The sequence below is a fragment of the Alcanivorax sp. 97CO-5 genome (assembly GCF_000524665.1).
GTDB lineage: Bacteria > Pseudomonadota > Gammaproteobacteria > Pseudomonadales > Alcanivoracaceae > Alcanivorax > Alcanivorax borkumensis.
The window spans coordinates 69,594-93,154 of sequence record NZ_KI965880.1 but is presented as its reverse complement, the minus strand read 5'-3'; the positions used below and the strand labels follow the sequence as shown (position 1 = coordinate 93,154).

The following is a 23,561-nucleotide window of genomic DNA, read 5'->3' as shown; positions in this document are numbered from 1 at the left end:
GAAGGGGAATTTTCGTTACAGATTTATTATCCTCTTGATTTAAAAGGAAAAAATATGTTCGTGTAACCATAAGTTGGCCGGATTCTGATGGCATAGTTTGTCCAGGCTATGATCTATCCGGCCAATATGGTTTGTGGTTACTTACATTTTGCCTTTGTCATTGAGGGCTGGAGCTAGTCGGCTCATCATCAACAGGATGTCTCGTGAATCAAAGTAATTTGCAATTTCATTGATGGATACATCTCTGCCTGATTTCGGGTCAACATAGGTCTTTGCCGTATCACCCCCATGGACAAGCATGATTTCAAAAAGATCAACTTCGTCGAGTTCGGCTGCAAGCATCAATGGTGTATAGCCTTTGATTGGGCTGCTGTGCTCGGCGTTGGCGTCGGCTCCAGCTTTGATCAGAAGAGACGCTACCCTCCTCATTTCTGCAAGGTTCATATTTTCGCAAATGCGTTGGTACATTAAGTCGAGATAACGCTCCCAGATCTGTTGATAAAGTGCTGAGGATTCCATCTGTTCCAGATTTTTCATCTGGTCCTCGAGAGTAAAACCGAAAGCGCCTTGAGAGTAACGACGAATTGAGTCAAGAGTCTCGGGTGTGATTGGGATATTAAGTTGTTCGTTCTTGCTTAATTCTGGGTTTTTAAGGATACCAATGAGCTTCAAACAAACCGTGAGTGGGGTTTGCTCATCAGTTTTGCCTCGTCCATTAGGATTTGCCCCCATGGAGAGAATCTTTTCTACAATCTCAAATCGACCTGTTTGTACCGCCGAGATTATCGGTAGCAAGCGCTTCTTTTCAGTTCGCGTGTTGATGGTTGCTCCATTATGCCTTTCCTTTGATATAAGCTGATAAAGTTCATCATTAAGAGATCGATACGGAACTTCTGTTAAGTTAAGTGCCTCTAAAGCAATAAGGATAGGGGTGTCGCCGACTTCAGATTGAACGTTAATGTCAGCACCTTTCTCTAAGAGTTGCCTGCAAGCTTCAATATTTTCATTAATAGCAAACCAGACAATCTGTGGCATGGAACGCTTCCATGTGTCCCCAATCTTGATTTTTCTGCGTGGATACCGGTAATCCGGCTTGATATTTCCAGGATCGGTAAAAATTAGAGGGCCTGTAGAGTCGACCTTGAAACCAAAATCAGTGCCAGGATAAAGGCCTTCTTTGGGGAAAACTTTGAAGAATGCGCTTCTCCACTGCTCAATTTCCCATCTTTCAATAGTGTCTGAAACCGTGTTCGACGGCTTGGATACTGATGCCGAGGGGATGTCATATCCAAAGTTAACAAGAGACCATTTTAGTTGTTTAAGAAAGACGATGTCGGATTTGGATTGATTGGCGGCTACGACAAGTGCCTCTCTTATGATGTCTCTAAGGTTTTCTCCTGCTACAAAAGAGGCCTTCTCGAACGATTCTTTATATAACCGGTTTGCTTCTTCCAATTCTCCGGAGAAAACATGCCACCTAGCATCGTACCAATCTATCCAGTACTGAGCAGATTTAAGGCTGCTTGAATATTGAATTATTTTTCTGACTTGTCTGATGGTTTCTTGGTGCCCCTCACTATCGGACTTTTCAGTTCCTCGCATTAAGTCGCGTTGTAATTTTCCAACATGCTGATCCTTATTTTTTACTGTAAGCCATAATTGGGCCTGAATCCTCTCGATTGCGTTGCCGAAATGAATCCCATTTTCTGCATTCCAGATTGAAAGACGAGCCTCATCAATCAATCTTTTACCCTGGTCATGCCTTTTGATGAAATCGACGGCCCTTGCCATAAAGAGTAATGACTTGGCGAAATTCCTGTTTCTGGTTATCTCACAGGTTTTTGATGGGTTGCTTGTGGAGAATAGCAACTGGATAGACTGAGCTGATGGCAGTTCTTTGCCATTTCTCCATGAGGAAATTCTGTCTCTGTTCTCTTTGCTCAGTGAGGCCAGATAAGCAGTCATGCCGGGTTGATGCTCTTCTAGCCAGGCAAAGGTTGCACCAACAGTATTCGCCCCTGGTGAGAACCAGAAGCTTGGGTGAGGGGCTTTAAGCTCTTGATTTAGCTTTGTTACAAAGCCAACAAGGTGCTCCTTGATGCAGCTTCTAATTAATAAGCCCAATACATCGGCTCTGCTTACTCCGTCAGCGGCAGTCTTACCCACAATGTCGCGCAAATAATGATCAATAAATGTGCTGAGGCTTGTTGATATTTTATCGGAAGCGACTGGACCCATATATTTTTCCAGGGTCGAGGGAGCACTCTGCTCCAGCTCTCTCGTTAGCTCTCTAGGGTCATAGATTGATTTCCCTGCCAGATCATCAAGGCGCTTGTTGGACTGCTTTAGGTCAAGGCAGCGCAACACATAGCGGATAAGCTCGAAGGGATTGGGATAAGGTGTTTCAGCTAGCATGAAGCTGTTCCTGTTTCTTATTGATATGTCGTATATCCCGGTTGAAATTACGCCAAGTACGGCAGTCGCTGGGTGTTGAGGGTATGGCCACACGGTAACCTAGGGGTGATATTAGCACCGAGTGCTTATTTCCGGGTCTGACTGCCCAGCCTGATTTGATCAATGATCGGACCTTTTGATTGATGTTTTTGTCATTACTGTATCGTTTCATCTCTCTACCCCAAGAAACATCGGCCCTCACAATCCAGAGGGCCGAGTAATTACGCCTTACTTGCCCTGCCTGCCGTTGCCGCGACCGGGGCCTGAAGGATTGCCGGTCTTGCTGGGCCAGTTACCGCCAGGACCGGGATGCGTAGACGGACGAGAGCTGCCTTTGCTGGAGCTTGATTTAGCCATGTTAAGTTCCTCAGTTTTGCATTCCCTGGGATTGGGGAAATGCGTCAGTGGAGATTACGAGGATGGCCACTGTGCATCAGCTGGGCTGTTGGCGAGATAATTATCGTTTTTACAAATGCGATATTAGACAATGAGTTATGCTAATAATGGTGCGTTATTTGCTGCTTGTAACTTGTATCCACCATGAGCAGGGTCAATTAGTATGTTTATGGGATGCAATGGACATCTAGGGCGTTTTCATAGCTGAGAAAGATCCATGGGAAAGAATAGCTACGCAGATAAGACTGTCGTTGAGCGAATAGCAGGTGTGCCGCTGGCTGAACAATCAAAGCTCATTGATGCGGTTAAGGCAGGGCTGCCTTATCGGGCCCTTCTGAATCTCCAGTCAATACTTCAGGTCTCCTGTAGTGAAATTGGCGAAGCCCTCCTTATTGCTCCCTCAACCATGAGCCGTAGGAAAGTTCGTGGTTATTTGCGTCCGGAGGAGTCAGATAGAGTCGTCAGGCTGGCCAGGGTGCTCGACCTGGCCACATCTATGATGGATGGCAATCAACAGTCGGCTGCCACGTGGATGCGGACTCCAAGGGATATCTTTAATGGCGAGTCGCCGCTGATGCGTTCAGAGACAGAAATAGGCGTCAGAGATGTCGAGGATTTAATAGGTCGGATTCGAAGCGGTGTTTTCAGTTAAAAGTTATTTAAATATATATACATCGGTTCGAGCGATTACGTTTCATCATTAAATTGGATTGTGGCTTCATGGAGTGACAAACTGTCAGTTTGGCTTAAATTATAGAAGGTGAGGGTTGTGGTTTGTGCGGATGTGCATGAGGGCGGACAAACTATGCCAACATTATCACCATAGTTTGTCCAAAACGGCCAAACTATGGTTACAAGAACAAATAAAGCGTTTGGCGTAAAGAAATGGTGGGCCCACCAGGACTTGAACCTGGGACCAATCGATTATGAGTCGACTGCTCTAACCAGCTGAGCTATAGGCCCTGAGAAATCGCCTGACGTCTTCTTATGTTGAACGCCTGACGCTTGCCTGCGCTGTCGCGCGGGCGAAGATTATAACGTGTATTTGGTTTAGGGAAAGGCTGTACTCTTTTTTATTATTGCCCAGGCTGCAACGCAGCCCAGGCATTTTGCATTTGCCGGTTTTACAGGTCGCCGTCGAGGAAGCTGCGTAGGTGCTCGCTGCGGCTCGGATGCCGGAGTTTGCGCAGTGCCTTGGCTTCGATCTGACGAATACGTTCACGGGTTACGTCGAACTGTTTTCCCACTTCCTCAAGGGTGTGGTCAGTGTTCATGTCGATACCGAAACGCATGCGCAGGACTTTAGCTTCCCGAGCGGTGAGGTTGGCCAGTACGTCGCGGGTGGCTTCTTCCAGGCCAAGCGAGGTGGCGGAATCTACCGGGGATTCCATGTTGCCGTCTTCGATAAAGTCGCCGAGGCTGGAATCTTCATCGTCACCGATGGGGGTTTCCATGGAGATTGGCTCTTTGGCAATCTTGAGTACTTTACGAACTTTATCTTCCGGCATTTCCAAGCGTACACCCAGCTCTTCTGGAGTGGGTTCGCGGCCCATTTCCTGCAGCATTTGACGTTGTACCCGGTTGATCTTGTTGATGGTCTCTATCATGTGTACCGGGATACGGATGGTGCGTGCCTGGTCGGCGATGGAGCGTGTGATGGCCTGACGAATCCACCAAGTAGCGTAGGTGGAGAATTTGTAACCACGGCGGTATTCGAACTTGTCTACGGCTTTCATCAGGCCGATGTTGCCTTCCTGAATCAGGTCGAGGAATTGTAGCCCTCGGTTGGTGTATTTTTTGGCGATAGAAATAACCAGACGCAGGTTGGCTTCGACCATTTCTTTCTTGGCGCGACGCGCTTTTGCTTCGCCAATGGAAATGCGACGGTTGATTTCCTTGATGTCGGCAACGGGCAAGCCAATGATGTCTTCGATAGTGCTGATTTTACGCTGGGCACGCTGAACGTCTTCTTTGACGACGCTCAGTTTATCGGCGATGGCTTTGCCTTTTTTGGTTTTCAGCTGGCTATCGATCCACTCCATGTTGGTTTCGTTGCCAGGAAATGCCTTGATGAAATCCTTACGATCCATACCGCCACGGCGGATGGTGGCGGACATGATTTGGCGCTCGAATTTACGTACCAGGTCCAGGTTGTCGCGTGCACCAACGAGCATGCTGTCGAAAATACGCGGCACCAGTTTAAACAGGGTGAAGTGTTCTGCCAGCGCTTCTAATGCCTTGGCGGTGGATGCATGGTCCCGACCGTTACGCTTGAGAGAGCGTTCTGCTTTCTCTTGCAGTTTTTTCAGCGTCTCGAAGCGTTCTGCGGCCAATACCGGATCCAAGCCGCCTTCATCTTCTTCGTCTTCGTCGTCGCTGTCTTTATCGTCAGAACCTTCTTCTTTGGCTTTTTCTTTTGCCTTAGCTTTTTCTTCTGCCGCCTTCTTGGCTTTTTCAGCAAAAGCAGGATCGCGATTGGCGTTGGTCGCTGCCGCGCCATCGTCATTGGGATCCAAGTAGCCGGCAATGATGTCGGTGAGCTTACGTTCTTCGTTTTCCACGCGGGCGTATTCTTCAATCACCATATCGACTGCGCCGGGCCAGAAGGCGAGGGCGTGAAGAACTTCACGGGTGCCTTCTTCAATGCGCTTGGCAATTTCGATTTCGCCTTCCCGAGTGAGCAGCTCCACGGTGCCCATTTCGCGCATGTACATGCGTACCGGGTCGGTGGTGCGACCGGGTTCGTTCTCTACGGAGGCGAGCACGGCAGCGGCTTCTTCAGCGGCGACTTCGTCTGTGCTGTCGGCGCTTTCGTCGATCGTCAACTGGTCGGCATCGGCGGCTTTTTCAACCACGGTGATGCCCATGTCGTTGATCATCTGAATGATGTCTTCTACTTGATCGGTATCCGTAATGGAGTCCGGCAAGTGGTCATTCACTTCAGCGTAGGTAAGGTAGCCCTGTTCCTTACCTAGTGCGATCAACTGCTTCAGCTGAGATTGTTGCTGCTGCTTTTGAGTCGTCATGCAATTAAAGCCCGTAACGTCGTGCTGGGAGCTTGCGCTTGCCAGCGTGATGGTGGCGTGGGAAAACGGCGTATTATACTGGGATATGGGGTCTACGGCCAGTCAATGCAACCCTGGGGCTGCACCATTGGCCGGGTTAGTCGAAGGGTTTGCGGGCGTGTTGGCGGGCTTCGGCCAAGGCTTTATGTAGCGCCTGCCAGTGCGCCGGGTCGGGCATGCCGGCCTGTTCTACCTCTGTTAATGCGGCTTCCAGGCGGGTCACTTCCAGCTGTGATAGGGCATCGAGCCATAGCCGAGTGGCCATTTCTTCTTCCATTGGCGGTTTGAGGCTAGCTTTGAGCAGGCGAGATAATGTTTCGCCCTGCTCAAGGGCCATCAAGGCGCCGAGCAAGGCGGCAGCGCTATGATTTTGTCGGCACAGCCCAGCGACCTGAGTCAGTAGGTCGATATGCGGTAACGGCAGTTGCTCGATGTTGTCCGGCAACGGATGCTGCTCTACCAGTGATGGGTAATCCAGCAGTACAAGTACCAGGCGCTCGGCCAAGGTTAGTGGGCCTTTGCGACCGCCATTTTGGCGTGGATTGGGGCGAATTCGGTTGCGATTGTCTGCGGTAAAATTATTGCTGCTGCCGTTGTTGCCGCCGTCCGCGAAGGCGAAATCTTCCGGGTAGGGTATGCCGGGGTCGTCTTCGGTGGGCGGCGGCGGGGAACCGAAATCCTCGTAACCATGCCCATAATCGTAGGCGTTGCCAGCCGGTGACGAGGTGCTCGGCGTAGGCCGGGGTGCTGCCGGTGCTGGTTTGAGCTGGATCAGTGATTCCTTGTCCAGTCGGGTGAGGCGGCTGAGCTCTTCAGTGAGCAGGGCGCGGTAAACCGGACCGGCGGGCTTGTCCAGGTAGGGCAGGGCGAGGCGGGCAAGCCGGACGCGGCCATCCACGGTCTCCAAATCCAGCCCTTCTGATAGATGTCGGAACAGGTAGGTGGACAGGGCGTCGGCTTTATCAGTGAGTGCTCGCAACGCCTCTGGCCCTTGTTGGCGCACGAGTGTGTCCGGGTCTTCCCCGTCTGGGAGGAATAAGAAACGTACCTGTTTGCCGTCATCCAGCGCCGGTAGAAGCGATTCCAGCGCACGCCAAGCGGCACGCACGCCGGCCTTATCCCCGTCAAAGCACAGGATCACTTCATTGACCTGGCGGAACAGTTTGCGGGCGTGATCTTCGGTGGTGGCGGTGCCCAAGGTGGCGACCACATTGGGTACGCCGTGCTGCGTTAGGGCGATCACGTCCATGTAACCTTCGACTACATAGAGGCGGTCGCTGCGGTCCCTGCTCTGGCGCCACTCCCATAGCCCGTAAAGCTCCTGGCCCTTGTGGAAAACGGGGGTTTCTGGGCTGTTAAGGTATTTCGGCTTGCCGTCGCCCAGCACCCGACCGCCAAAGCCGATGGTGCGGCCGCGGCTATCGCGAATGGGAAAAATGATGCGATCCCGGAATTTATCGTAGGTGCGGTTATTGTCTTCCCGGCGCACCAGCAGGCCACCGGTAACGGCTTGTTCCAGGCTGGTTTCAGTGAGAGAAAGGCCGTTGATTAGATTGTCGTAGCCGGGTGGCGCAAACCCAATGGCGAACTGTTTTGCAATTTCGCCGCTTAACCCTCGGTTTTTAAGGTAATTCACTGCTTTTTGACGCTCAGGCGCTTGGCGTAACTGTTGCACGTAGAACTTTTCGGCGCGGCTAAGCAGGTCGTAAAGGGATTGCAGGCGATCTTTTTTCTGGCGATCGGCGGTGGTTTCTGGTCGCGATTCAGGCACCTCCATGCCGGCGCGATCGGCGAGTTGCTTCACCGCTTCCGGAAAGTTCAGGTGCTCATATTCCATTAGGAAGCCCACGGCGTTGCCGGAAGCACCGCAGCCGAAACAGTAATAAAATTGCTTATCTGGCGCGACAGTGAAGGAGGGCGTTTTTTCCTGGTGGAATGGGCAGCAGGCGCTGTAGTTGCGGCCAGTTTTTTTTAGGGGCACGCGAGCGTCTATCAGCTCCACCAGATCGGTACGAGCCAGAAGGTCCTGAACAAAATTTTCCGGAATGCGTGCCATGGTGCGCGGACTCTCTGCGTGGGCTGCTATTCAAGCAGAATTGCCGATGTGGGGAAAGTTTAATGCGGGCGCTGGCTGGTAAGGTGTCAGGTGTGTGTCTGTCTGTTTCGCCCCAAGGTACTGGGATGAAAGGGAAAACGTAGCGGGAACGCTGTATGGTTGGCTCAGGCGAGTTTAGCGCGAACCTTACCGCTAGCTGCGCCCATATCGGCACGGCCTTGCAATTGCGGCTTGAGAATACCCATTACTTTGCCCATGTCCTGCATGCCTGAAGCACCGGTTTGAGCCATGGCGTCATCGATAAGGGCGTCAATTTCCGCATCGGTGAGCTGGGTGGGGAGGAATTCTTGAAGCACCACGATTTCCGCTTCTTCGATTTCCGCCAATTCTGGGCGGTTCGCGTCACGGTATTGTGTGGCTGAATCCTTGCGCTGCTTGATCAATTTGTCGAGCAGGGCGAGTACACGTGCATCATCAGGGTCGATGCGCTCGTCCACTTCAATTTGTTTGATTGCTGCAAGCGCCATACGAAAAACACCAAGACGTGCCTTTTCTTTGGCACGCATGGCGTCTTTCATGGCCGCAGTGAGCTGCTCTTTGAGCGCACTCATCAGACGTCTATACCTTAGTACAAACGTTTGCGTGCGAGTTGCTCACGCTGCAGTTTTTTAAGGTGACGCTTGACGGCTGCGGCACGCTTGCGCTTACGCTCTTGTGTGGGCTTCTCGTATTGCTCGCGACGACGCACTTCAGAGAGAATACCCGCTTTTTCACAGCCACGCTTGAAACGGCGCAGGGCCACATCAAACGGTTCGCCTTCTTTCACCTTCACCTGAGGCATGAAGAATCACCTTCCTAGAAATTAGAGTTTATGGGGGTCGCCGCGGGCTCAGGTGGTCCCGGGGTGCGGCGAGGCGGGGATTCTACCCTAGTGGTGAGGAAATGCAAATCCTACGGTTCATCGCTATCATTGCAACGCAATTTCACAGGGTTGATCACCATGCGCGTATTGGGTATTGAATCGAGCTGCGACGAAACCGGCGTGGCTATCTATGACACCGAGCAGGGGCTATTGGGGCAGGCCTTATATAGCCAAGTAGAGATGCATGCTCGCTATGGCGGTGTGGTGCCGGAGCTGGCCAGCCGTGATCATGTGCAGCGGGTGCTGCCATTGATACGCGAAGTCATGACGGAGGCTAATACCCAACCGCAACAGTTGGATGGGGTGGCGTTTACCGCTGGCCCTGGGCTGGCCGGCGCTTTGCTGGTAGGGGCGGGTGTGGCCCGTTCGTTGGCGTTTGGCTGGAATTTGCCTGCGGTGGCCGTGCACCACATGGAGGGGCACCTGCTGGCGCCCTTGCTGGAGCCTAATGCCCCTGCGTTTCCCTTTGTGGCGCTGCTGGTTAGCGGGGGCCACACACTGCTGTTGGACGCTAAGGCCCTGGGGGAATATGAGATTTTAGGTGAATCAGTGGATGATGCGGCTGGAGAGGCGTTTGATAAAGCCGCAAAAATGATGGGCTTGGGTTACCCCGGTGGCCCCCGTGTTGCGACGTTGGCGCAACAGGGTACGGCACGGTTCCGTTTTCCGCGCCCGATGACCGATCGTCCAGGCTTGGATATGAGCTTTTCTGGGCTCAAGACTTTCACGTTAAATACCATCAATGATTTGGGCGGAAAAGAAGCGTTAAGTGAGCAGGACCGGGCGGATATTGCTCGTGCGTTTGAAGAAGCGGCGGTGGATACCTTGGTGATCAAGTGCCGCCGTGCGGTGGAGCAGACCGGCCACAAGCGATTGGTGATGGCTGGAGGGGTCAGTGCGAATCAGTCCTTGCGTGCTAAGTTGGCGGAACAGATGAAAAAAAGGGGTGTGGACGTTTATTACCCCGCGCCTCAATACTGCACGGATAACGGTGCCATGATCGCTTTTGCGGGAGCCCTGCGGTTGCAGGCCGGGGAACGGGCCGAGCTACCCATCAAGATCCGCCCGCGCTGGCCGCTGACGGAACTGGTGAAGCTGCAAGGCGCGGATTAAGTTCGGTTTACTCTCAGTAAGCTCAGCCCGGCGCCCTAGGGGGGCGCTGGTGGTGTGTCTCAGAAATCATCATGTTTTGCCGTGTTGGAACGTGTAGCTAGCTTTTTTTCCTGAACCCCAGCTCTTCCCCACGCAGTATTTTTTGCAGGTTGCTGCGATGTCGCAGAATCAGCACGATGGAAAGGGCCAGAATGGGCCAGAAGGCTTGGGGCAGCCAGGCGAAAATACAGGCTGGTGCTACCACGAAGGCACTGAGTGAGGCGATTGAGGAAATACGGTTGAGGGCAAATACCAGCAGCCAAGTCGCGCCGGCTAACAGCCCACTGGGCCAGTGCAGAACAAACAGTAGCCCAAAGGCTGTGGCCACGCCTTTACCGCCTTGAAAGTGAAAGAATACGGGATACAGATGGCCTAAGAAGGCAAAGACGCCCACCAGTGCGGCCACAAAGGGGCCCATATCCAGATAGCGGGCGAGCACCACGGGTATTACCCCTTTGAGCACGTCGCCCAGCAAGGTGAGGGCGGCTGCGGGTTTGCCGCCAATACGGAGTACATTGGTGGCCCCGGGATTGTTGGAGCCCTCGGTGCGCGGATCTGGGTAGCCGAACAAACGGCAGACCAGAATGGCGCTGGAAATGGAGCCCATCAGATAGCCGGCTATGCACAATGGCAATAACCAGAACCAGACTTCCTGTAATGTCCCTGCTTGCACCGGTTATAATCTCCCATCACATCGCTGAGGCAGCGAAATTGGCACCCAAGTAGTGCTTGGGGACCATTGTACACAGCATCCCATTGCTGCCTGAGCTGCAAGCGTAACATCTGATTACCTGAAATGGGATTCATCCAGTGCGCTAGCGTCGATGAATGCCACGGCAAGAGAGCCAGTATGGATATTGTTTATATCAATGATTTGAAAGTGGATACGGTAATCGGCATTTTCGATTGGGAGCGTCGCATCCGCCAGACCGTGAGTCTGGATCTGGAAATGGCGGCAGATATTTGCAAAGGAGCGGCCTCGGATCACATTGATGATGCATTGGATTACAAAGCCATTGGCAAGCGGTTGATCACCTTTATTGAAGGCAGTGAATTTCAGTTGGTGGAAACTCTGGCGGAGAATGTGGCGCAGCTGGTGTTGAATGAGTTCAGTGTGCCGTGGCTAAAATTGCGACTCAGCAAGCCGGGCGCTTTGCGCGGCGCCCGTGATGTGGGGGTGATCATTGAGCGGGGTGTGCGTCCCAATGCCTGACGTGTCTCAGGCTCAGGTATTTCTAAGCCTGGGCTCCAATATCGACCGTGAGCACAATATTTGCTCTGGGTTAGAGGCTCTGGAGCGGGCATTTTCCCCCTTGTCGATCAGTCCGGTGTACGAAAGTGAAGCGGTGGGTTTCGATGGTGATGCCTTTTACAACCTAGTGGTGGGGCTGAAGACAACCTTGAGTGTGGGAGAACTGGCTGCCTGTCTAAAAGAGATCGAAAAAGACCATGGCCGGGTGCGGGGCGAGAAAAAGTTTTCAAGCCGAACCTTGGATATCGATATTCTCACCTACAATGATTGTGTTGGTGAGATAGAGGGTGTGCAGCTGCCTCGGGACGAAATTCTCAAGCACGCTTTTGTTCTAAAACCCCTGGTCGATCTGGCCCCGGATGCCATGCACCCGCAAACCCGTGCATCCTACCGGGCATTGTTGGACGCGGCTGATTTCAGCGGGCAGAACTTATGGGTAGTGCCGTTCGGCGGCATGAAACAATAGTTTTTGTAGATTGCGTTAGCGGCATGTCGGTGCAAACCGGCAGCTATCGGTAGGCCTGAGATGCAACGTGTTCCGTGCTGTGTCTCTGAATACCAATGCGGCGTCATATCGCTTTGTGCCCAACGAAAAAAATCGTATTCCAGCCGAGAGAGGCCACCGGGATAGAGGTGGTCGATACGTTGAAGCGTTGGCCTCTGATGGTTTTTTTCCAGATCCTGAAGCAATTGCCGCAAAATAGAACGGCCCACGGGTTTGGACATGAGAAAGGCGGTGGTTGCCCAAGCAACGGTGTAGGGAATGGCGTTGAGCTGGTGAGCCATCTTGCGCCATTGAGCATCATCCAGGGACAAATACTGCCGCAGGGTAATCAGGCGCTGTTGTTCAACCCAGGTCTGAATGCGTTTTTGGGCATCGGGCAGGGCGCTGATTCTCTGGCGCCCGTCCGGTTGTGTTTCCAGGGTTTGGAAGTATTGCGCTAGCCCTTCCTGTAGCCACACCGGGGCTGATGGCGATAATTGGTAGAGCAACACATGGCTGGATTCATGAAGAATGGTTTGGGCTACTTGTTGTTCATTTTCGGCCCATTTCCACACGGCAACTTCGTTGGTTGCAGGAATGAACACGCCGGCATAATGACGGCTGCTGGAGCCAATCCGCTCAACCATCCATTGTTGAAAATCGTCCTGTTTTTCAATCAGAAACACGTTCACTTCTGCGGTGCCATGTAGGTCTAGCCCGAAGTCCCGGCGGTAGCGTTGGTAGATGTGGCGAATGTTATCTAAGGTGTGTTGCTGCAAGTCGCCGGTCAGGGTGAAATCCTGGCGCTTAACGTGGATTTCCAGGTCTTTGAGTTGCGGGCTGATATTCGGAGTGATGGTTTTGGTTTGGGCGCCCTCTGGTGGCCGATCACTGAAATGCAGCTTGCCGCTGGCATCCTGCCATTGAAAAATATCCGCTTGGGCGCCGGTACTGAAAAGAACGAGAAAAAGCGTTAGAAGTCGCAATGTTCGTCGATCCATTTCTGGGTTTTCTTTTGGTCTGCGGCGACCTCTTCGGCGTTGGCGTTGCGGTGGGTTCCGTCTTCATTCACATAGACGAAAGGCCCTCTCATTTGCTCAAGCCGCTTTTCTGCCTCTTTGCAGGGTTGCGCAAACCGTTCCCGGTATTCATCGCGTGCGTTTTTTTCTGCCAGTGCTTTATGGCGGGCTTGGGTTTGCTGGCTTTGGAGTAGCCGCTGGGTACGGGCATGGATATCTAGAGCGTCATCTTGGCCAATCTTAGGGGGCGGTTTTATGTCCAGAGTTTCATGTTCTGCCTGTGGCGCCCTGTCGCCAAATTGCCAGTTGCCATTGGCGTCCTTCCAACGATAGATTTCTGCGCTGGCAGAGGCCGTCGCCAGTGACAGCAGTATTATTCTTATCATGTTCATGGATGCCCCCGAGAGCCCTTCTCATGTTTTGTTTTTAGCTTCCTTGTAAGGCCAGTGACCGCCCCCCGTCCACGGCCAATATTTGTCCGGTAATAAAGGGGGCGGCGGTAGCCAACCAGTAAACCGTGTTGGCAATGTCATCCGGCTCGCCGCTGCGTTTCAGGGCGGTGGCGTCTTGGATGGCCTGCTGGTTCATCTGCCCGGCTTCTGGCCATAGAATGGGCCCCGGGGATACGCCGTTGACGCGAATCTCTGGTCCCAGTTCCCGAGCCAAGCTTTTGGTCATCATCGCAAGGCCGGCTTTGGCCATGCAATACAGGGTATGCGTTTGCAGCGGTTTTTCTGCGTAAACATCGACAATATTGATAATGCAGCCCTGTTGCTCACGTAATGCAGGCGCCAGCTGCTGGCTGAGAATAAAGGGGGCGCGCAGGTTGCTGTGAATCAGCTTTTCCCAGTCGCTGTCGTTTGCCTGTTCTATGGGGGTGGGGTAAAAGCTGGACGCATTGTTGACAAGTAAATCCAGCTGGCCAAAACAGGCAAGGGCGTCGCTGGCCAGTTGGCGCACGGCGGCGGGTTGGTCCAAATCGGCTTGCAGTAACCCTGCACTACCGGGGCGTAGCTGATTCAGCTCGGCGGCCAGGCTCTCGGCTTCTTCCTGGCTACCCCGGTAATGAATGATCACCCGCATCCCGTGCTGATGCAGGGTGCGAACAATCTGGGCGCCAATACGGCGGGCGCTGCCGGTAACCAGGGCGACGGGGGCGTTCATCAGGGGTTCAGCTCCTGTTGTTTAAAGGTGGCGATGGCATCAATGCGGGCTTGCTCAATCGCTTCCCCCAGTGCCGGACCTTCGTGGCCTTGGGCCTGCAGCGCCTGTATATCTACCTGGCGTGCGGCATCTGCCGCGCCCTGTAGATAGGAGGCTTGAGGATACTCGCGGTTTTCGAAACTGGTGCGGCCCCGCGCGTCGGCTTCACAGGCTCCCAAGAAATCCGTTAGTCGCTCCGGGCGACGAAGGATATCCAGCGACTTGAACAGTTTCCACACCGTGGCCGGTTTCAGTTCCAATGCACGGTGGCTGTGAGTATGGAACTCAGCGACTAAGGTGGCCAAGGTTGCGGCTTCCTTGGGAACTTTCAATCGCTTTGATACCTTTTTGCTTAAACGAGCGCTGCGGATTTCGTGGGCAATGTGTCGGGGCCATTCTTCCTTTGGGGTTTTACCCTTACCTAGATCATGGCAGAGCAATGCATAGCGAGCGTTAAGGCTTAAGCCGAGCCGAGCGGCTTGCTTAAGGCATAGGAATTGATGAAGCAGGGTGTCCACTTCCGGATGGTGTTGTTCCGGTTGAGGTACGCCATCCAACGCGGCAAGTTCTGGAAATAAGGCATGCAGTGCGCCGCAGCGGTGAAGCACCTGAAAGAATACCTGAGGATCGCGCTCCATGAGCGCTCGGCTGGTTTCTTTCCAAACCCGCTCAGCGACAAGATAACCCAGCTCACCGGAGTCGCTCAGTTGTTTCATCAACATAAGTGTGTCATCGGCCACCTGAAACCCTAGCCAGTGGTAGCGAGCGGCAAAACGGGCAACCCGCAATACTCGCAAGGGGTCTTCGGCAAAAGCGGGGGAAACATGGCGCAATAAGCGAGCTTTGAGATCCACGCGGCCATTGAACGGGTCGATGATTTCACCACCACGGGCTTGCGCCATGGCATTGATGGTCAGGTCGCGGCGAATCAGATCCTCTTCTAGAGAGACTGTGCTGGCGGCATGGAAGGTAAAGCCGCCATAACCGTGGCCGGATTTCCGTTCGGTTCTGGCCAGGGCGTATTCTTCCTGTGTTTTTGGATGCAGGAATACGGGGAAATCTTTGCCCACGGGGCGGAACCCGTTGGCTTCCATTTCCTTCGGGGTGGCACCGACCACGACCCAATCTTTTTCCGTCACGGGGAGGCCGAGCAGCGAATCTCGCACTGCGCCGCCCACTAGATAGACATTCATCTTGTGCGCTCTCGTTATCTTGAGCAGAATGGTCGCATGCTTTCTAGTGTACTGAAACTGAACTCTTTAGTCGTAGACCACTGTACTCGCCAATGGCGAGCACAGGGACGACGGCTGTGTGACTGAACGTTTCAGTTTTGCAAGAAGGCCGCAGCGTCCCCCGACCTGCGGCCTTTTTTCGTTTAGGGGGGAAGGTGGTAGGCCGTAAACCCGCTGCAAGCTACACCACGGAATAGGTTTTTCTGGCGGATATCGCTGTAGCCGCGCACCAACATTTGGTCGCGCTTGTTGCTTCAGAATAAAAAAAACCGAGACCGCTTTGTCGCTTAAAACGTGTGGCTCATTTAAGGAGAACGGCATGCCAACCTTGGCAGCGTATTTGATTGTGGTGGCGGTGTGGGCAACCACTCCATTGGGGATTAAATGGAGTGGTGACGCCATGGCGCCGCTGGCGGCGGCCGGTGTGCGCATGGGTATTGCTGCGTTGCTGGGGCTGGGTTGGTTATGGATAAAGCGCCAACCTTTGCCGTTGCATGCTCGCGCGCGTCTCAGCTATTTGGCGTCTCTGCCGGGTATTTTTGGCGCTATGGGCTGTAGCTATATGGCGGCGGTTCACCTTCCTTCCGGGTTAATTTCAGTGATTTTTGGGCTGGCGCCGCTGTTGTCCGGCCTGATGTTGCAAGCCTTGCCGGGCGGTCTGCGCCTTAACCGCTGGCATTGGAGCGCCTGCCTAATTGGTTTAGCCGGGTTGGTGCTGGTGTTTGATGACAGCCTGCAGGTGCTGGTCGCCGGGCAGGGGATGGGCGGCCGGGGAGTGGGTTTGCTGTGGATGCTTAGCGCTGTGACCTTGTTTGCCGGCAGTGGCATTGCGGTGCAGCGAGTGGGAGCTGGGCTGCAGCCTATGCAGCAAACCGTGGGCGGTTTGTTGCTGTCGTTACCCTGTTATGCCATTGGCATGGCCATTACCGGGCAGACGCTGAGCTTTAGCGGCGATTACCGGGGCTTGTCCGCGATACTGTATCTGGCGGTGTTTGGTTCGTTGTTGGGGTTTTATTGCTATTACCAGGTGTTGGCCCGGCTGTCGGCGGCGACGGTGGCGTTAGTGACGCTGATTACGCCGGTGTTGGCATTGTCGTTGGGAAGCCTGCTCAATGGTGAAAGCTTGGGGGTACTGGTGCTGGTGGGTGCCGCGTTAATCGTGCTGGCACTGTCGCTGTTTCTGCTGGGGGACCACAAGATACGCCGCCAGCTGAAGCAACTAACGAAGGCTGACGCCTAGCAGTGGCACTGAATGCGAACCAAGTCGTCTAGCCGTAGTGCAGTTAAGGACCCTCCCCACACGCACCCGGTGTCTAGTGCGTCGACCTTGTCGACGCCACTGTGGCCTTGCAGGGCAGCCCAGTGGCCGAACAGGATGCGAGTATCGGTGACGATTCGGCCGGGGTGCTGGAACCAGGGAATGAACCCGGCGGGGGGCAAGTCGGGCTCACCTTTGCTAGTCAGGTCCAGCTCTGCGGCCTGATCTACAAAACGCATGCGGGTGAAGTGGTTGGTGATCACCCGCCAGCGGTCTGGGCCACTCAGCTTCTCGTTCCAGCCGGCGGGGGTATTGCCGTACATGTGAGTAAAAAATGTGCCGGCCGAGTGGTTACGCAGCACGGTTTCCACTTCCGCTGCGCGCTGGCTGGCCTGGGCCAGTGACCACAGCGGCGGAATGCCGGCGTGGGTCATCACTGCATTATGTTCTGGTAGGTTAATAAGCAGCGGTTGTTGTTGTAGCCAGCCCAGCAGTTCATCACGATCCGGTGCGTTTAAAATTTCGCTGAGAGTGTCTTTACGTTTACTGGGAATGGTGCCGTTGGCCACGGCCAGCAGGTGTAGGTCGTGGTTGCCTAGCACGGTATGTACATTGTCGCGCAGGGCGTGGACGCGCCGCAGGGTGCCTAGTGAGTCCGGCCCCCGGTTGACCAGGTCTCCCGCGAGAAACAGGCGGTCGCGGTCGGCATTGAAGCTAAGCTTTTCCAGCAAACAGTCAAACGCGCCCAGGCAGCCCTGCAGATCGCCAATGGCGTAATCGCTCATAAGGCGTCTCCGGTGATACGCCTGATGCTGGGTGCTTGATGCTCGACGCTTGCGCTTTTACGGGCTAAAACAATGATGTCCCCATCGGCCATATGTTGGGCGTCAGGCATAGGGCCTCCAGCGCATTCAGTGCAATGCATGTGGTGCGGCTAGGGTGAAGGCCGGAACCTGTGCATCGAAGTGGCTGCCGTCTTCGGCGATCATCTGGTAACTGCCGCGCATGCTGCCCACCTCCGTTTCCAGAATGGCACCGCTGGTGTAGCGGAAGGTTTGGCCGGGGGCGATGTGGGGTTGTTCGCCGATAACCCCCTCGCCATGGACTTCCTGAACGCGCTCTTCGCCGTCGGTGATCACCCAGTGGCGGGTTAGCAAACGGGCGCTGACAGAGCCTTTGTTGAGAATGCTAATGTGGTAGGCAAAGACCCAGCGTTGGCTTTCTTCATCACTCTGATCGGGTAGAAATTCGGTTTCCACCGATATCTGTATGTTGTGATTGGAGTCGCCGTTGGCGGTGTTGTCGCTACCTGGTTCGGTGACGCTCATTGGCTGTTGTCTCCCTTGCCTTGTTCAGTGTGTGGTGCGTTGGCGTCTTCCACATCGGCCGGCGGGCGGCTGATGTTGGCCAGCGCCACGTAGTCGGCCACGGACAGTTGATCCGGGCGTAGGCCGGCATCAATGCCGAGGGCTTGAAATTGCTCGGCGCTAACCCAGGATTTTAACCCATTTCGGATTGCCTTGCGGCGCTGGGTAAAGGCCTGGGCCACCAGTTTACGCAGGTGGTCTTCGTCGTCCGCTGGGTGGGGCGGGCTGTCGTGGGGAATTAGCCGGACCACGGCGGAGTCTACTCGTGGAGGGGGGCTGAATGCCTCCGGGGGCACAAAGAAAAGATAATCCGCCTGGCAATGATACTGCACCATGATCGAGAGCCGCCCCCAGTCACGGGTGCCGGGGCTGGCGGTGAGCCGTTCCACCACTTCTTTTTGCAGCATGAAAGTCATGTCGCTGATGGCGTCGGCCTGGGCAAGTAGATGAAAGATCAAGGGGGTAGAGATGTTGTACGGCAGGTTACCGATCACCCGCAGGGGCTTGTCCGCTGGTTTTAGGGTGCGGAAATCAAAGCGCAGGGCATCACTTTCGTGGATGGTCAGTCGCTCGGGAGTATTTTCTTGGCGCAGTAGGGCGATTAGATCCCGGTCCAGTTCCACCACATGCAAATGGGGGAGCTCTTCCAGTAGTGGATAGGTGAGGGCGCCTCTGCCTGGGCCGATTTCCACCAAGGTGTCTCCCGTTTGCAGGCCCAGGGTGCGGATCATGCGGTCGACCAAGTTGCGGTCGTGCAGAAAATGCTGGCCAAAGCGTTTACGGGTGCGATGTTCTTTCATAGCGGATCTCAGGTCAGGCCGGGTGGTGTGACTTAATCAACGCAAGGGCGCTGGTGTGGTCAGGCATTATGCTGCGGTGTTGCCAAGGTTAACGCTAGGCGCGTGGCGGCGATCAGGCTGCCGGCGCTGGCCGTGCCGTTGCCTGCCAGATCGAAGGCGGTGCCATGGTCCACTGAGGTGCGAATAAAAGGCAGCCCCAGAGTGATATTGATGGCTTCGCCAAAACCAGCGTACTTGAGCACCGGCAAGCCTTGGTCATGATACATGGCAAGCACCGCATCGTGTTGCTCAAGTAAATGGGGCTGGAAAGCCGTGTCGGCGGGAAGAGGGCCGGTGAGCTGCATGCCCTTAGCGCGTAGGTGTTTCAACGTGGGAATGATTACATCCAATTCTTCACGGCCCAGGTGGCCCTCTTCGCCGGCGTGAGGATTGAGCCCCAGTACCATAATGCGCGGTTCGGTAATGCGGTACTTGCTGATCAGGTCATCGCGCAGAATGGTCAGGGTGCGCATCAGGCTATCTGGAGTAATGGCTGCCGGTACCTGGCTTAGGGGCAGGTGGGTGGTGGCCAAGGCTACTCTAAGCGGCTGCCCGCCGGGAGACGCGGTGAGCATCATTACTACCTGATTTACCCCGGCCTGTTCGGCGAGAAATTCAGTATGGCCGGTGAACGCTGGGTCGGCTCCGTCGCAAATGACGTTTTTCGCCACCGGGGCGGTGACCATAGCTGAGAAGGTGCCTTTGAGGCAGCCCTGAGCGGCACGAGTGAGCATTGCCACGGTGCCGGCGGCGGTGGCCGGGTCCGGTTGCCCAGCGATGACAGGGGCGCCGGCTGGGGTGTGCCATACGGGCAGGGAGCCTACTGGTAGTAGATCGCCCGGCTGCCAGTCGCTTAACGCCACCGTCAGGCCTAATTGTTGCGCTCGTTCGCTGAGTACCTGGCGGTCACCGATGATGACCATTGGGGCATCACTGAAAGTATCCAGCAGAGATAGCACTAGGTCCGGCCCGACTCCTGCGGGGTCGCCGTAAGTGATGGCGATGGGTTGGGAGGGCGAGCTAGGCATGGATTAGTAGAAGGCCTGAAGCCGGACGCCGAGCGCCGATGCTTTCTCCCTCCCCCTTCTCCCGCAAGCGGGAGAGGGGCCTCTCTCGCTTGTGCAGAAGGGAATGGAGTTGTGTTTTAGCACGGCTAAGCGCCGGCTGGCATCGGGTATTCGGTGCTGGATTTTTCACAACCGAATATCCACGTAGGACTCGCTGCGTTTTTCTTGCACCCACGTTTCCAGCTCTTCTTCAAAGCGGCGTTTCTGCAGTGCCTGGGTGGCCTGCATGCGGCGGAACTCGGTGCTCATGTCTGCATCGCGGATGTCATCTACGCGCAAGAAGTGCCAGCCGAATTGGCTTTCGAACACCGGGGATAGCTCGCCCACTGGGGTATTGAGCATCACTTGTTCAAATTCGGGGACCATTTCGCCTTTGTTGACCCAGCCCAGTTCGCCGCCATTGCGAGCGCTGCCTGGGTCGTCGGAAAATTCGGCGGCGGTTTCCTTAAATTGACGTTTACCTGCGGCGACCTCGTCATGAAGGCGAATCGCTCGTTGTTGGGCCTGCTCAGCACTGGTGAGCGCATCGGCTTTTATCAGCACATGGCGAACGTGATATTGGGTGACCACTTTTTCAGCGCCGCCTTTGCGATCGATCATTTTTAGGATATGAAAGCCGGCACCAGAACGTAGAGGCTGGGAAAATTCGCCTTTTTTCAGGTTGATGGCATTTTCTGCAAAAAGGGTGGGCCACTGTGCGGCTGGGCGCCAGCCGAGGTCGCCACCCTCAAGGGCGTTGGGGCCATCGGATAGGGCGATGGCCAGCTGCTGGAAGTCACTGCCGGCTTCGAGTCGTTCGATGATCTCTTCGGCTTTGGCGCGGGCCTGGCTAATCTGCTGCGGCCGGGCTTCAGAGGGTACGCGGATCAAAATGTGCCCTAAGCGAAAGTCTTCCTGAAACATTTGTTTGCCCAGTTCAGAGCTCAGGAAGCGGTCTACTTCTCGGTCGGTGACCTGAATGCGTGAGGCGACGCTGCGTTGCTGCAAGCGGGAGATCACCATGTCTTGACGAATTTGTTCGCGGAACTGGGTCCAGCTGTAGCCATCTTCACGTAGGGTTGCGGCGAAGTCTTCCAGGCTCATGTCGTTTTGACGAGCAATGCCCGCCAGCGCCTCATTGAGGCTGGCTTCGTCGACTTTGATCCCGGCGCGCTCGGCCAGTTGCAGCTGCAGACGCTCCAGGATCATGCGATCGAGCACCTGCTCGCGGAGGATGGCTGGAGACGGCAGTTGCTGCCCTTTTTCTTGAAACTGCAGGGCGATAGTGTTGATACGCTCATCCAGCTCACTCGCCATGATGGCACCATCGTTAACCACCGCCACTATGCGATCAAGCATCTGCACTTTGGCCTGACTCCAGACCGGTATCATCAGCACAGCCATGGCGAGTAGGCCAAGTAGGGTGTGTTTTGTGTGCAGCGTTTTATTAATCATACTGTCTCCTGTATCCCGGAATGCTGCGCTCCAGCAGGGAATCCACTTGGCCGCCAAAGCCGCCTAAGCCGATCATCTGGATTTGGAACCAGATTGTGCTGTCCGCCTCTAGGTTGCCGTCGCCATTGTCATCCATCAGCTCGCGCTGGCTAAGTAGTCGCAATTTCCAGCAGCAATTGCGGTATTCGGTACCGGCCATGGTTTCCAGCGAACGCTGGTTATCCAGGTCGTACATCCAGCGGCCAATCAGCCGCCAATGCCGGTGAACGGGCAAAATGGCACTGACTTCCGATTCGCGGATACTGTCTGCCGGGCGGTCGTGATAACCCACATTGACGACGCGCCGTTCGCGGTCGTTATAGCCAATTTGAAAGTTGGAGCGCTCGCGTTTGTTTTCTTCTATATCCCACTGGCCTTCAGAGTAGAGGTACCAATCCTGTGCAAAGTTCCAGCGTGCATCGCCAATAACCGGTGTTTGGTCATCGGTGGGGTCTTCCACGGCCCGCTCGGTGACCACTTTGCGGTCCTCAAAGTAGAAGCCTTGCGCCACTCGTAGGCGTAGTTGTTCGCGGCCAGTGCCATCATGCAGGAAGCGACTGGTTAGGCCTACCGCCAATTTCTCTTCGTCGCCGATGCGGTCGTAGCCGATGAAGCGGTTTTCCCGGAACAGCGAGTTATAGGAGAACGTCAGCTCGCCGGAATCGAAGTTGGGTAGTTCGCTTTGGTCTTCGTAGGCGACTTTGTTCAGGAACAGACGCGGTTCCAGCGTTTGGGTAAAACTGGAACCGAACCAATTGCCCGCGCGCTCGAAGAACAGGCCAGAATCTAAGCTGGCCCCCCAGGTTGTCAGGTCAGGGTTGTCTTCTTCGTTGGCGTCAACGCTATCGAGCCGATACTGGGTGTGGTACAGCCGGGCCCGCGGCTCCACATAGCCCCAGGAGTTTTGCAGGCGCATGGTCAAGGCCGGGGCCATGTGGCCACGCAGGCCGGTGGCTTTGCCGCTGTCATCAGAGTCACTTCGGCCGAAGGCTGTGATGTCTGATAGCCATAAGCCTTTCACGGGCCCTACTAGGGTTGGGTCACCGGTTAATTGTAGCTGGGGTAGGCGCCGGTAGGGCAGGTCGGCGTCGTCGAGGGTCGGGTCAATGGTCTGCCAGGATTGCAGCCGGCCCAATACCTGCCAAGTGCGGCCGTAATAGCGGGCCTCCCCGAGCCGGGGCAGGTGGGTTTGTGAGCTGATTTCTAGTCCGGTGTCCAGATCCTTGAAATAGAAGTCATCGGAGACGTAGGTGAAATCCGTCTCCAGGCTCCAGCGGTTAATGTCGCCATTGTGAGTCCAGCGACCGACTTGGCGGTTTTCATTGTCGAACTTGCGGTCGTTGAACAGTACCCCGTAACTGAGGCTGCCTTCGCCCCAGCGCGACAGGTAGCGCATTTCGCTGTCCAGACCGCTGCCTCGACCATCGATATAGCGAGGAGAAATGGTGGCGTCGAGTTGTGGGTGCAGGTTCAGATAAATGGGCTGGGAAATATCCAGCCCGCTGCTATCACCCACGGAGAGGGTGGGAAACAGCAGGCCGCTCTTGCGCCGATCATCGATCGGGAAGGTCATCCAGGGTAGCCAGAAGATCGGTACGCTCTTTACCTTGAGCACTACGTTGTTGGCTTCACCCCAGCCCTTATCACGGTCCAGGAAAATACGATCGCCTTGCATAACCCAGCCGTTGGAGCCGGGGGCACAGGTGGTATAGGTGCCGTGGGTGATGGTGGTGGTATTTTGTTTCAGGAAAATATAATTGGCGCTGCCGCGGGCGCTAGTGTCGAACAGAGAGTAGCGTACCCCTTGCAGGCTACCTTCCTTGCGTCGTGTTTGGCCGCTCATGTTTTCGGCGATAAAGGTCGCCTGATCGCTTTCCATGCGCATGCCGTTTTCCAGCTCAAACTTGCCGGTGGCTTGATCAAGCTCGGCAATATCGGTGGTAATGCGGCGCCCGGGCTGTTCAATCAGGACATCGCCGTCCAGTTTGATTAGGCCGTCTTGGGTAAGCGTGGAATGATCGGCGGTGATCACTGTATCACTGCCCTCCACGGGCATGCCGACATGGGGGTTATAATAAATCCCCGCGCACCAGTCGGGTATCTCCCGCTGCTGGACAGCAGGAAACGTGGCCATTTGTTCGCGGTCAACCCAGTTCAGGTCGTTTTCCGCAAGGCTAGCCCCTGAGGCAAGCAGCAGGGCTGGAATCAATAATCGAGGTATGGGCAGTGGCATCAGCTGCTCAGAACAGGTAAAAAGGCCGTTTTATGGCGGGCCGGGCTTTCCGTTCCACCAAAAGCGGCAGTGTAATCTAACAAGGAAGG

22 protein-coding genes and 1 tRNA gene are annotated in these 23,561 nt (G+C 54.9%); 5 read left to right on the top strand and 18 right to left on the bottom strand.

The features are described from left to right. Positions 1 to 141 precede the first annotated feature (141 nt). A complete protein-coding gene (locus Y017_RS04360) occupies positions 142 to 2,415 on the bottom strand; it encodes an ankyrin repeat domain-containing protein (RefSeq protein WP_035459191.1) in 2,274 nt (757 codons plus the stop codon). A 267-nt stretch (positions 2,416 to 2,682) separates the two neighbouring features. Further along, entirely contained in the window at positions 2,683 to 2,811 is a 129-nt protein-coding gene (locus Y017_RS15520) for a hypothetical protein (RefSeq protein WP_255346557.1), read from the bottom strand. 256 nt (positions 2,812 to 3,067) lie between these two features. Here Y017_RS15520 and Y017_RS04355 point away from each other — a divergent pair, with 256 nt between their 5' ends. After that, the gene (locus Y017_RS04355; RefSeq protein ID WP_051428699.1) at positions 3,068 to 3,502 is read left to right on the top strand and encodes an antitoxin Xre/MbcA/ParS toxin-binding domain-containing protein; all 435 of its coding nucleotides are present in this window, start codon (positions 3,068 to 3,070) and stop codon (positions 3,500 to 3,502) included. Between the two features lie 234 nt (positions 3,503 to 3,736). Here Y017_RS04355 and Y017_RS04350 read toward each other — a convergent pair. From Y017_RS04350 to rpsU, 5 genes are all read right to left on the bottom strand, one after another. Next, positions 3,737 to 3,813: transfer RNA gene (locus tag Y017_RS04350), tRNA-Ile, on the bottom strand. 161 nt (positions 3,814 to 3,974) lie between these two features. Continuing rightward, complete coding sequence (gene rpoD, locus Y017_RS04345; RefSeq protein ID WP_011589341.1) at positions 3,975 to 5,876, bottom strand: RNA polymerase sigma factor RpoD; 1,902 nt, start codon at positions 5,874 to 5,876, stop codon at positions 3,975 to 3,977. 136 nt (positions 5,877 to 6,012) lie between these two features. Beyond that, positions 6,013 to 7,971, bottom strand: a complete 1,959-nt coding sequence (dnaG, locus tag Y017_RS04340; RefSeq protein WP_035459189.1) for a DNA primase — start codon at positions 7,969 to 7,971, stop codon at positions 6,013 to 6,015. A 164-nt stretch (positions 7,972 to 8,135) separates the two neighbouring features. Next, complete coding sequence (locus tag Y017_RS04335; RefSeq protein WP_011589339.1) at positions 8,136 to 8,582, bottom strand: GatB/YqeY domain-containing protein; 447 nt, start codon at positions 8,580 to 8,582, stop codon at positions 8,136 to 8,138. A gap of 14 nt (positions 8,583 to 8,596) precedes the next feature. Then, positions 8,597 to 8,812 carry a 30S ribosomal protein S21 gene (rpsU, locus tag Y017_RS04330; protein WP_007148705.1) on the bottom strand — a complete coding sequence of 72 codons (216 nt, stop codon included), beginning with the start codon at positions 8,810 to 8,812 and terminating at the stop codon, positions 8,597 to 8,599. A gap of 159 nt (positions 8,813 to 8,971) precedes the next feature. Here rpsU and tsaD point away from each other — a divergent pair, with 159 nt between their 5' ends. Further along, entirely contained in the window at positions 8,972 to 10,006 is a 1,035-nt protein-coding gene (gene tsaD, locus Y017_RS04325; protein WP_035459186.1) for a tRNA (adenosine(37)-N6)-threonylcarbamoyltransferase complex transferase subunit TsaD, read from the top strand. Between the two features lie 97 nt (positions 10,007 to 10,103). Here tsaD and plsY read toward each other — a convergent pair whose 3' ends face one another. After that, positions 10,104 to 10,718: a glycerol-3-phosphate 1-O-acyltransferase PlsY gene (gene plsY / locus Y017_RS04320; RefSeq protein WP_035459184.1), complete on the bottom strand. Its 615-nt coding sequence runs from the start codon at positions 10,716 to 10,718 to the stop codon at positions 10,104 to 10,106. 177 nt (positions 10,719 to 10,895) lie between these two features. Here plsY and folB point away from each other — a divergent pair, with 177 nt between their 5' ends. Beyond that, complete coding sequence (folB, locus tag Y017_RS04315) at positions 10,896 to 11,258, top strand: dihydroneopterin aldolase (RefSeq protein WP_035459183.1); 363 nt, start codon at positions 10,896 to 10,898, stop codon at positions 11,256 to 11,258. Next, positions 11,251 to 11,763 carry a 2-amino-4-hydroxy-6-hydroxymethyldihydropteridine diphosphokinase gene (gene folK / locus Y017_RS04310; protein ID WP_035459182.1) on the top strand — a complete coding sequence of 171 codons (513 nt, stop codon included), beginning with the start codon at positions 11,251 to 11,253 and terminating at the stop codon, positions 11,761 to 11,763. Before folB ends, folK begins: the two co-directional genes overlap by 8 nt. Here folK and Y017_RS04305 read toward each other — a convergent pair. From Y017_RS04305 to Y017_RS04290, 4 genes are read right to left on the bottom strand one after another with little or no spacing between them, the layout of a single operon-like run. Then, positions 11,685 to 12,782, bottom strand: coding sequence for a DUF4124 domain-containing protein (locus Y017_RS04305; protein WP_231483393.1), 1,098 nt, complete (start codon positions 12,780 to 12,782; stop codon positions 11,685 to 11,687). The genes folK and Y017_RS04305 overlap by 79 nt on opposite strands. Then, complete coding sequence (locus Y017_RS04300) at positions 12,755 to 13,192, bottom strand: DUF4124 domain-containing protein (RefSeq protein ID WP_035459180.1); 438 nt, start codon at positions 13,190 to 13,192, stop codon at positions 12,755 to 12,757. The genes Y017_RS04305 and Y017_RS04300 overlap by 28 nt, the downstream gene beginning before the upstream one ends. A 34-nt stretch (positions 13,193 to 13,226) precedes the next feature. Next, positions 13,227 to 13,964, bottom strand: a complete 738-nt coding sequence (locus Y017_RS04295) for a pteridine reductase (RefSeq protein WP_011589332.1) — start codon at positions 13,962 to 13,964, stop codon at positions 13,227 to 13,229. Beyond that, positions 13,964 to 15,196: a multifunctional CCA addition/repair protein gene (locus Y017_RS04290; protein ID WP_011589331.1), complete on the bottom strand. Its 1,233-nt coding sequence runs from the start codon at positions 15,194 to 15,196 to the stop codon at positions 13,964 to 13,966. Before Y017_RS04290 ends, Y017_RS04295 begins: the two co-directional genes overlap by 1 nt. 358 nt (positions 15,197 to 15,554) lie before the next feature. On the opposite strand from Y017_RS04290, the gene Y017_RS04285 reads away from it, so the two are divergent. Further along, positions 15,555 to 16,475 (top strand): DMT family transporter, encoded by a 921-nt coding sequence (locus Y017_RS04285; RefSeq protein WP_011589330.1) that lies wholly within the window; start codon positions 15,555 to 15,557, stop codon positions 16,473 to 16,475. On the opposite strand, the gene Y017_RS04280 is transcribed toward Y017_RS04285, so the two are convergent. The 6 genes from Y017_RS04280 to Y017_RS04255 all read right to left on the bottom strand — a co-directional run bounded on the left by Y017_RS04280 (position 16,472) and on the right by Y017_RS04255 (position 23,472). Then, complete coding sequence (locus Y017_RS04280; RefSeq protein ID WP_035459178.1) at positions 16,472 to 17,278, bottom strand: symmetrical bis(5'-nucleosyl)-tetraphosphatase; 807 nt, start codon at positions 17,276 to 17,278, stop codon at positions 16,472 to 16,474. The genes Y017_RS04285 and Y017_RS04280 overlap by 4 nt on opposite strands. A 126-nt stretch (positions 17,279 to 17,404) precedes the next feature. After that, positions 17,405 to 17,821, bottom strand: a complete 417-nt coding sequence (apaG, locus tag Y017_RS04275; RefSeq protein WP_011589328.1) for a Co2+/Mg2+ efflux protein ApaG — start codon at positions 17,819 to 17,821, stop codon at positions 17,405 to 17,407. Continuing rightward, entirely contained in the window at positions 17,818 to 18,660 is an 843-nt protein-coding gene (rsmA, locus tag Y017_RS04270; RefSeq protein WP_035459176.1) for a 16S rRNA (adenine(1518)-N(6)/adenine(1519)-N(6))-dimethyltransferase RsmA, read from the bottom strand. The genes apaG and rsmA overlap by 4 nt, the downstream gene beginning before the upstream one ends. A gap of 59 nt (positions 18,661 to 18,719) precedes the next feature. Further along, positions 18,720 to 19,727 carry a 4-hydroxythreonine-4-phosphate dehydrogenase PdxA gene (gene pdxA, locus Y017_RS04265; protein WP_035459174.1) on the bottom strand — a complete coding sequence of 336 codons (1,008 nt, stop codon included), beginning with the start codon at positions 19,725 to 19,727 and terminating at the stop codon, positions 18,720 to 18,722. Between the two features lie 165 nt (positions 19,728 to 19,892). Continuing rightward, positions 19,893 to 21,200 carry a peptidylprolyl isomerase gene (locus tag Y017_RS04260; protein WP_035459172.1) on the bottom strand — a complete coding sequence of 436 codons (1,308 nt, stop codon included), beginning with the start codon at positions 21,198 to 21,200 and terminating at the stop codon, positions 19,893 to 19,895. Beyond that, the gene (locus Y017_RS04255; RefSeq protein WP_011589324.1) at positions 21,193 to 23,472 is read right to left on the bottom strand and encodes an LPS-assembly protein LptD; all 2,280 of its coding nucleotides are present in this window, start codon (positions 23,470 to 23,472) and stop codon (positions 21,193 to 21,195) included. The genes Y017_RS04260 and Y017_RS04255 overlap by 8 nt, the downstream gene beginning before the upstream one ends. Positions 23,473 to 23,561 lie beyond the last annotated feature (89 nt).

Excerpts from the sequence above, each read along its gene's own strand:
- Y017_RS04280 (WP_035459178.1), bottom strand. The coding sequence starts at position 17,278 with ATGAGCGATTACGCCATTGGCGATCTGCAGGGCTGCCTGGGCGCGTTT.
- Y017_RS04260 (WP_035459172.1), bottom strand. The coding sequence starts at position 21,200 with ATGATTAATAAAACGCTGCACACAAAACACACCCTACTTGGCCTACTC.
- tsaD (WP_035459186.1), top strand. The coding sequence starts at position 8,972 with ATGCGCGTATTGGGTATTGAATCGAGCTGCGACGAAACCGGCGTGGCT.
- Y017_RS04295 (WP_011589332.1), bottom strand. The coding sequence starts at position 13,964 with ATGAACGCCCCCGTCGCCCTGGTTACCGGCAGCGCCCGCCGTATTGGC.
- folK (WP_035459182.1), top strand. The coding sequence starts at position 11,251 with ATGCCTGACGTGTCTCAGGCTCAGGTATTTCTAAGCCTGGGCTCCAAT.
- rpoD (WP_011589341.1), bottom strand. The coding sequence starts at position 5,876 with ATGACGACTCAAAAGCAGCAGCAACAATCTCAGCTGAAGCAGTTGATC.
- dnaG (WP_035459189.1), bottom strand. The coding sequence starts at position 7,971 with ATGGCACGCATTCCGGAAAATTTTGTTCAGGACCTTCTGGCTCGTACC.
- rsmA (WP_035459176.1), bottom strand. The coding sequence starts at position 18,660 with ATGAAAGAACATCGCACCCGTAAACGCTTTGGCCAGCATTTTCTGCAC.
- Y017_RS04305 (WP_231483393.1), bottom strand. The coding sequence starts at position 12,782 with ATGGATCGACGAACATTGCGACTTCTAACGCTTTTTCTCGTTCTTTTC.
- Y017_RS04335 (WP_011589339.1), bottom strand. The coding sequence starts at position 8,582 with ATGAGTGCGCTCAAAGAGCAGCTCACTGCGGCCATGAAAGACGCCATG.
- Y017_RS04255 (WP_011589324.1), bottom strand. The coding sequence starts at position 23,472 with ATGCCACTGCCCATACCTCGATTATTGATTCCAGCCCTGCTGCTTGCC.
- Y017_RS04290 (WP_011589331.1), bottom strand. The coding sequence starts at position 15,196 with ATGAATGTCTATCTAGTGGGCGGCGCAGTGCGAGATTCGCTGCTCGGC.
- Y017_RS04355 (WP_051428699.1), top strand. The coding sequence starts at position 3,068 with ATGGGAAAGAATAGCTACGCAGATAAGACTGTCGTTGAGCGAATAGCA.
- Y017_RS04285 (WP_011589330.1), top strand. The coding sequence starts at position 15,555 with ATGCCAACCTTGGCAGCGTATTTGATTGTGGTGGCGGTGTGGGCAACC.
- folB (WP_035459183.1), top strand. The coding sequence starts at position 10,896 with ATGGATATTGTTTATATCAATGATTTGAAAGTGGATACGGTAATCGGC.
- Y017_RS04360 (WP_035459191.1), bottom strand. The coding sequence starts at position 2,415 with ATGCTAGCTGAAACACCTTATCCCAATCCCTTCGAGCTTATCCGCTAT.
- apaG (WP_011589328.1), bottom strand. The coding sequence starts at position 17,821 with ATGAGCGTCACCGAACCAGGTAGCGACAACACCGCCAACGGCGACTCC.
- Y017_RS04300 (WP_035459180.1), bottom strand. The coding sequence starts at position 13,192 with ATGAACATGATAAGAATAATACTGCTGTCACTGGCGACGGCCTCTGCC.
- rpsU (WP_007148705.1), bottom strand. The coding sequence starts at position 8,812 with ATGCCTCAGGTGAAGGTGAAAGAAGGCGAACCGTTTGATGTGGCCCTG.
- Y017_RS15520 (WP_255346557.1), bottom strand. The coding sequence starts at position 2,811 with ATGGCTAAATCAAGCTCCAGCAAAGGCAGCTCTCGTCCGTCTACGCAT.
- pdxA (WP_035459174.1), bottom strand. The coding sequence starts at position 19,727 with ATGCCTAGCTCGCCCTCCCAACCCATCGCCATCACTTACGGCGACCCC.